The organism is Candidatus Rokuibacteriota bacterium (assembly GCA_016209385.1).
Taxonomy (GTDB): Bacteria; Methylomirabilota; Methylomirabilia; order Rokubacteriales; family CSP1-6; genus JACQWB01.
Genome location: JACQWB010000132.1, coordinates 1 through 7,308 on the forward strand (window position 1 = coordinate 1; position 7,308 = coordinate 7,308).

Annotated in this window: 6 protein-coding genes; 2 read left to right on the plus strand and 4 right to left on the minus strand. The window is 69.5% G+C overall.

What is annotated here, in order from left to right; translation table 11 throughout:
* Positions 1 to 267: 267 nt before the first annotated feature.
* The 4 genes from otsB to HY726_08805 all read right to left on the minus strand — a co-directional run bounded on the left by otsB (position 268) and on the right by HY726_08805 (position 4,979).
* Complete coding sequence (otsB, locus tag HY726_08790) at positions 268 to 1,128, minus strand: trehalose-phosphatase (GenBank protein MBI4609092.1); 861 nt, start codon at positions 1,126 to 1,128, stop codon at positions 268 to 270.
* Complete coding sequence (locus tag HY726_08795; protein MBI4609093.1) at positions 1,059 to 3,293, minus strand: trehalose-6-phosphate synthase; 2,235 nt, start codon at positions 3,291 to 3,293, stop codon at positions 1,059 to 1,061. Before HY726_08795 ends, otsB begins: the two co-directional genes overlap by 70 nt.
* Before the next feature lie 194 nt (positions 3,294 to 3,487).
* Positions 3,488 to 4,690, minus strand: a complete 1,203-nt coding sequence (locus HY726_08800) for a 2,3-bisphosphoglycerate-independent phosphoglycerate mutase (GenBank protein ID MBI4609094.1) — start codon at positions 4,688 to 4,690, stop codon at positions 3,488 to 3,490.
* Entirely contained in the window at positions 4,680 to 4,979 is a 300-nt protein-coding gene (locus HY726_08805) for a hypothetical protein (protein ID MBI4609095.1), read from the minus strand. Before HY726_08805 ends, HY726_08800 begins: the two co-directional genes overlap by 11 nt.
* Positions 4,980 to 5,176: 197 nt before the next feature.
* Here HY726_08805 and HY726_08810 point away from each other — a divergent pair, with 197 nt between their 5' ends.
* The gene (locus HY726_08810) at positions 5,177 to 6,601 is read left to right on the plus strand and encodes a CoA transferase (GenBank protein MBI4609096.1); all 1,425 of its coding nucleotides are present in this window, start codon (positions 5,177 to 5,179) and stop codon (positions 6,599 to 6,601) included.
* Positions 6,601 to 7,308 (plus strand): CoA transferase (locus HY726_08815; protein ID MBI4609097.1); only part of this gene is annotated, 708 nt, incomplete at its 3' end. The genes HY726_08810 and HY726_08815, both read left to right, overlap by 1 nt.

A 7,308-nucleotide genomic window follows, 5' to 3' on the forward strand; every position in this document is an offset into this window, starting at 1 on the left:
ACCCGGAGGGGGGCCACCCAGGCACCCCCACGCCTTCGGCGTGGATGCCCGGGTACCCGCCCCTTCCGGACCTCCCCCAGGCGCAGTTCGAGCCGAGGGGCGTCGGCCATGCCGCAGGCAGGCCCGCCACGAGGCGAGGCCTGAGTTGGTGTTCGAGCCGAGGGGCTGCCGACGAGCCGCAGGCGAGGAGAGCCACGAGGCGAGGCCCGAGTTGGTTGCGCCGGCCGGGTACCCGCGCCGGAGGCGCGGGTGGGCGCTCGAACGCGCTTACTCCGACAGCCTCATAGCTCGCGCGATCCGCCGGAGCAACGCGTGGATTGCGGAGACGCTCTCCACGGCATACTCCGCGAGCCCTGCCCCCACGCCCACGCGAACGGTCAGCGCGCGGCCCTTGAGGGCGGTGAACGCCGGTTCGTCGGTGGCGTCATCCCCCGCGTACAGGACGACGGCGCGCCGGCCCCCAAGCTTTCGGCCGAGCTGGCGTGTGATCCAGACCGCAGCCTTTCCCTTCCCCCAGTGGACCTGAGGGAGGAACTCGAACACGTCCTTCCCGGGAAGGCTCGTGACCCCGGGCGTCTGGCGCTCGACTCGTGCCGCCAGGTCCAGAAGCTCGGCGCGCCGCCTCCACGCAACCTGCCGGTAATGCACGCTCACCGCCAGCCCCTTCAGCTCGAGGAAGGCGCCGGGAAAGCGACGGAGGTCGCGTGCCAGCGTACGAGCCGTCCGGCTGAGGCGTGGGGACCGGGCAGCGGCCCTCCGGTGCCTGAACCGAACCCCGGCCCCTTCGATTTCCAAGCCGTGGCAGCCGCCGTAGACGACGTTCGCGACCCCCACCCGGGTCTTGATGTCCCGGAGCGACCGGCCTGAGAGAACCGCAAGCCCGACCCGGGGGTTCTTCGCCAGCCCGTCCAGTGTCTTCCGAACGGTGGGAGCCAGGCGCGCCGCGCCGGGGGACGGGACGATGGGCGTGAGGGTGCCGTCGTAATCGAGAATGAGGATGAGCCCGGCGCCGCCCGCGAGCTCCTTCTCGAGACGGGCGCAGAGACGACCGGGGAGCGTCAGGGCTCCTTGACTCCGAGGACCTCTGCGGGGATGCGCGCCAGCTCGCTGAGAAGGAGACCCGCCCACCGGTAGATGTTGTGCTCCCGCACGACCTCCCGCATCCGCCCCATACGGGCCTGGCGTTCCTCGGGCGGCATCTCGAGCGCAGCGCGGATCGCGTCGGCTGTCTCGTCGACGTCGTACGGGTTCACGAGGAGGGCATCCCGCAGTTCCCTGGAGGCGCCGGTGAACCGGCTCAGGATGAGCGCGCCGTCGCCATCATCGCGGACGGAGACGAACTCCTTCGCGACCAGGTTCATCCCGTCGTGGAGCGAGGTGACCATGCAGAAGTCGGCGTGGCGGTAGAACGGCCAGATGTCGCGGTGCTCGTGGTGGCGCTTGAGGTACAGGATCGGCCGCCAGCCCCGCGTCTGGAGCGATCGGTTCACCTCCTCGACCGTCGCCTCCACCTCGGCCTGGAGCTCCTGGTAGCGGGTGATCCGGCTCCGACTGGGCGCGGCCAGCTGGACGAAGACGACCCGTTCCCGGTACGCCGGGTAGCGCTCGAAGAACCGGCGGAGCGCCCGGAGCCGCTCCGGCAGGCCCTTCGTGTAGTCGGCCCGCTCGACCCCCACCCCGAGGAACTCGGCCGAGATGCCGAGCCCGCCGAGGAGGGCCTGCCGGGTCACCGCGGGAGGATCCTCCAGGAACTCGGGGGCGACGCTGATCGGGAACGGCTTGACGTAGGTGACCCGTTGGCCACGGCTCACGGCGAAGTGCTCCCAGTCGATGCGAGCCTCGATCCCGCGCTCGACGGTCTCGAGAAAGTTGTTGCAGTAGTACTGGGTGTGGAAGCCGATGAGGTCCGCTCCCACCATCCCGAGAAGGATGTCGTCGTGCCACGGGCAGATCCGGAACGCTTCGAAGTTCGGCCAGGGGATGTGCCAGAAGATCGCGACCCGCGCGTCCGGTCGCGCGTCCTTGATGAGCGCGGGGAGCAGCGCGAAGTGATAGTCCTGGATGAGGACCATCGGCTCCTCGGTTCCCTCTATCTCCTCCAGGACGGTGGCCGCGAACTTCTGGTTCACCGCGAGGTAGTAGGCCCAGTCGTCAGGCCGAAACTGGGGCCGCGTGTGCACGATATGGCAGAGCGGCCAGAGGCCCTCGTTGGCGAAGCCATAGTAGTAGCCGTTCTCCTCGTCGGCCGAGAGCCACACCCGCCGGAGCGTGTAGCGGGGATCGTCTACCGGGAGCGCGAGCCGTCCGCGCGCGTCCGCGACCTGCCGGTCGGCGTCGCCGCTGCCGTGGGCGACCCACACGCCGCCGCACGCGCGCATCACCGGCTCCATGGCCGTGACGAGGCCGCTCGCCGGCGTCTGGGCCTCGATCTGGCCCGCCCGCCACACGTGACTGACGGGCTCCCGGTTCGACACGACGATCAGCGGGCGGCCGGCCAGCCGCAGGTTCACGAACTGCTTGAGGCGCTCCTCGGTCCAGATGCTCTCGCCCTGGAGCCGCAGCAGCGCCTCCTGCTCGGCGGCCGCGCGGGCCCGGTAGAGGCTCCCGACCAGGCCGGAGACCTCCAGCGCCAGGGGACCGAAGAGCCGGGCGTCGACCACGTCGGGGACGGGCACCGGCTGCCCCGTCCTCAGCGCCTTGGTCCACTGGGCCATCTTGGCCATCGGTTGCGTGATGCTGATCCTGACGACGACAAAGGTGATCAGCGAGATGACAGCCGCCAGCACGAGGAAGTGCACGGCGTTGCTCTGCCACAGCGCCCATTCCGCGGCCTCGAGGTGGGAGGCATCGAGGAAGACGGCGAGAGCCCCGTCCAGCCGCTCCTCTCGCCGGAGCGGGGTCACGTACACGTACGTTCTTCTGTCGCCGACGTTCCTGAAGCCCTTCTGCACCGCGCCCCGCGTGAGGGCGTCGGTGATCTCGGGCATCGAAGGAGGGAGGACCGGCTTCAGCTCCGGCGTAGCCGCGACCACGCCCGCGAACCGATCATAGACCGCGATCCACCGGCTCGGGGTGCCGAACTTCTTCAACAGGCGCTGCACCGCCGTCGTCGAGCCGCGGGCGAGGGCCGATTCCACCGCTTCGTCGAGCCCCGCGCTCAACAGCACGGCCCGGCGCTCCAGGTCGCCTACCAGCCGATGCCGTTCCTCCTGGATCTGGAAGAATGCGAACCCGGCGATGACGAGCAGCGCCGCGATCCAGATCGCGCTGAGAAGACGGACGGTGAATCTCATTGTCGGCAATCCGCGAGGTCAGAAGACACCGCCATCATATCGCAGGAGGCGGTCTGGGAAAAGCCGAGCCGGCCCGACGATTCAGCCGCCGAGGGCGGGCCCAGACCGACCTGCGCCGGACCCGCGCACGGGGCGCGGCAAGGCGCATGGGGGGTGCTGGGTCACGTACGGCAGGGACCGGACAGCAAGTCCCGTCAGGCGCCGAACTTGGTCAATCGAAGCCCGTTGGCGAGGACCAGTGGCATGAGATGCTGAGCGGGAAAGACGCCGAGGCTGCCGCCGGCGCAGGCGCGCTCGGTGAACTCACTGACCGGGTCTGCGCCGCAGTGCGCGCTCCAGAGGAGAACCGGGACGGGTTGCCAGCCGTGGCCCTTGAGGGCGGCGGGACTGGCGTGGTCGCCGGTCACGACGAGCACGTCCGGCTTGAGGGCGAGGATTTCGGGGATAAGGCGGTCCAGACGCTCCAGGGCGGCGACTTTGGCGGCGAAATCTCCGTCTTCTCCCGCCTTGTCGGTGTCCTTGTAGTGGAGGAAAAAGAAGTCGTAGGTCTCCCGGTGCTGGCGCAGGGTCGCGACCTCCTCCGCGAAGGTCGCCCCGGTCTTCAAGACTTCCATCCCGACCAGGCGCGCGAGGCCGCGATACATGGGGTAGGCCGCAATGGCGGCGGCTCTTAAGCCGTAGAGTTGGGGGAACTGAGGAAGCTCGGGGAGACGGTCGAACCCGCGCAGGAGCACCATGTTCGCCGGCGCGGCGTCGGCCAGCACCGAGCGGGCATGCTCGAGGAACCGGTTGACGGCCCGCGCCGTCGGCTCGGCGTCGGCGGCGAGGGCCCTCGCCGGATGCGGGGGGACGCCGAGAGCCTGGGGGTCGGTCTCCGTGAGCTGCCCCGAGAGGCCGGGCCCCCGGAGGACGAGCACGAAGCGGTGCTCTTTGACCGGCTCGACGAAGACCTCGACCCCATCGAGCCGGAAGCTCCTCAGCCGCTGGCAGAGCGACACGCAGAGCTCGGTCGCGATCCGGCCCGCCCGGCGGTCGGTGATCCGGCTGTCGCGGTCCACGGTGCAGAAGTTGCCGCGCGCCGCCACGTCGCCTGGCCGAAGCTCGAAGTCGATGCCGAGCGCCTCGAGGACCCCGCGCCCGACCCGGTAGCGCAGCGGGTCGTAGCCGAAGAGCCCCAGGTGTCCGGGCCCGCTCCCTGGCGTGATGCCAGGGGCCACGTGGATGAGCAGACCGCAGGCGGACCGGAGCGCGAGAGCGTGGAGGTTGGGAAGCCGCGCGCTCTCGAGCTCGGACCGGCCCGTCTCGGGATGGGGAAGGCCCCCGAGCCCGTCGGCGGAGAGCAGGACCAGCTTGGTCGTGTTGGGGACGACCAGTGAGCGGAGCAGTTCAAAGTCCATCGGCATCCCCGATCCACTCGGCCACGTGGACGCGCGTCTCGGCGAGGTACCGGAAGCCGCTGTCGAACTCGTAGGCCACGATCCGTCGCTCGTCGGCGTCCAGGAAGCGGATCACGAAGCGGTCGGTCCCCAGCGCACGCGCGTCGATCGTCCGACACCCGTCGGCCGCCAGACCGAGCCGCTCCATCAGCTCCATCAGCGTGAACGCATGCTCGCCGACCGCGAGCCGTCGGGATCCCGAGCCCAGCCTGCCGAACCGCGCCTCGAACGCCTCGCGCCGTGCGCCCATGCCTCGTTCCGCACCGGCAGGATACCACCGGCCCTCAAACCCGGGCAACCGGCAGGATCGGCTGAGGCTCGTCCCGCGGGCGACAAAGGGTTGAACGGCGCGGAGCCGGTTTGCTATAGTGTGGACCTGTCATTTCGCTTTCACGGCCGAATGTCTGCCCTGCTTCCACTCTCAACGCGAAGGAGGGACACGACCCGATGGCTGACGCCCAGGCCCTCAAAGGAGGTCGCCGCGGCCGGCCGCCCTGGCCTGCCACCCCGCCCCCGACGCCCGACGAAGTCTACGGAACCCTGACCGAGCAAGCCCGGGAGTATCCGAACTTCCTCGAATCCATCGTCCACCCCGACAAGGCCTTCAACAAGCCCGAGGCCCTCGGGCGCATCCGGGCCCTCGACTGCTCGACCGGCATGATGATCGGCCACTGGGCCTCCTCGATGCTGGCCGAGCTCGGCGCAGAGGTGATCCAGGTGGAGCCGCCGGGCGGGGACCCACTCCGCCAGCTCACCCCCTTTGGCCGCAAGGAGTACATGGTGAAGGACAACCAGCGGGGCGAGCCGGTCGGGCTGCATTTTCTCCACGAGATGAGGAACAAGCTCTCCGTGACGCTCGACCTCGCCAAGAAGGAGGGGCGCGAGATCCTCAAGCGGCTCGCGACCCACGTCGACGTGATCATCGAGAACGCGCCCCCCGGCCAGTGGGACAAGTGGGGGATCGGCTACCGCCAGCTCTCGAAGCTGAACCCGCGGCTCGTGTACTGCTGGGTCGGGCAGCGGGGGCAGTGGGGGCCGCTCAAGGACAAGCCCGGGATGCGCGACCCGGTGGCGCAGGCCGCGTGCGGCTTCGTCCACGGGACGGGCGATCCCAAGGAGTTCGGAGGCCGGCCGACCCGCTCCGGCTTGTGGATGGCGGATCACGTCGGCGGCACGGCCGCCGCCATGGGGATCGTCGCGGCGCTGATCCACCGCGAGCGCACCTCGGGCAGGGGGCAGTTCATCGAGGCCACGGCGGCGGAGGGGATCATCCGGATCCTCGACTACGACTGGGTCTGGCACGGCATGGACGGCTCGATCCGGCCCCGCTACGGCAACTGGGACCTCGCGATCAACATCTACGCCGTGAACCCGTGCAAGGACGGCTACATGATGGTGGGCGGCGGCCACGACCGGCTCTGGTACCGGATCTGGAAGACCGTGGGCGACGAGGTGCCAGAGGCGGAGGAGGAGATCATCGCCGACACCAACCTGCGGAACATCTCGGAACGGCTGCCGCACACGCGCCAGGTCAAGACCTACACGCTCCTCTGCGAGTGGCTCAAGGACAACACGCGGGCCGAGGCCGAGCGGAAGCTGGTCCGTCAGGAGGTCGCCTCGGGCGGCGTCATGGCGATCCACGAGGTGGCCGAGTACCCCCACTTCAAGTACCGCCACCAGGTGCAGGAGTTCGACGACCAGCTCTACGGCAAGCTCTTGGTCGCGACCTCGCCCCAGCTCGCGGAGAGGATCCCGGCACGGCTCAAGTGGCTGGGCCGTCCCGTCGGGTACGACAACGACGACGTCTACCGGCGGCTCCTCGGCTTCACGCGCGAGGACTTCGGCCGGCTTGCCAAGCAGGGGGTGATCTGATGGCCACCAAGCGGAAGCCAACCCGCAAGGCCAACGCGCGCGCCAGCAAGCCCCCTACCCCCGCCCTCTCCCCGGCGGGGAGAGGGAAGGGTGACGGGGACTTCGAGCGCTACTGCCGCGAGACCTTCAACCCAGCCTCCCTTTTTGCCAAGCCCGAGGTCCTCAAAGGCTACCGCGTTCTCTCCTGCACCCAGTACATCCTCGGCCCCTCCTGCGCCAACTACCTGGGCGAGCTTGGCGCCGAGGTGATCAAGATCGAGCTGCCGCGCCGTGGCGAGCCCATGCGCCATTCCACGCCGGGAAACGAAGGGTTCCTCTACCCACTCTCCCGCTGGGTCCCGCAGTCGGGGACCGGCCTCGGCTTCTTCGGCGCCAACTTCAACGAGTACTTCATCTCGCTGGACTTTCACCGGCCGGAGGCGCGGGAGCTGATGTACAAGCTCGCGGCCAAGGCCGACGTCGTGGTCGAGAACTACCGACCCGGCACCTTCGAGCGCTGGGGGATGGGCTACCGCCAGCTCAGGGAGATCAACCCCCGCCTCATCTACATCTGGCTCGGGGGCTTCGGCGGCTGGGGGCCGGGGCGCGTCCGGGCGTCCTACGACATCCTGGGCCAGGCCCAGGGCGGCGCCTTCTCGATCACCGGGCAACAGGAAGAGTTTGGCGGCTCGCCCTCCAAGCACACCATCTGGCTGGCTGACTACTGG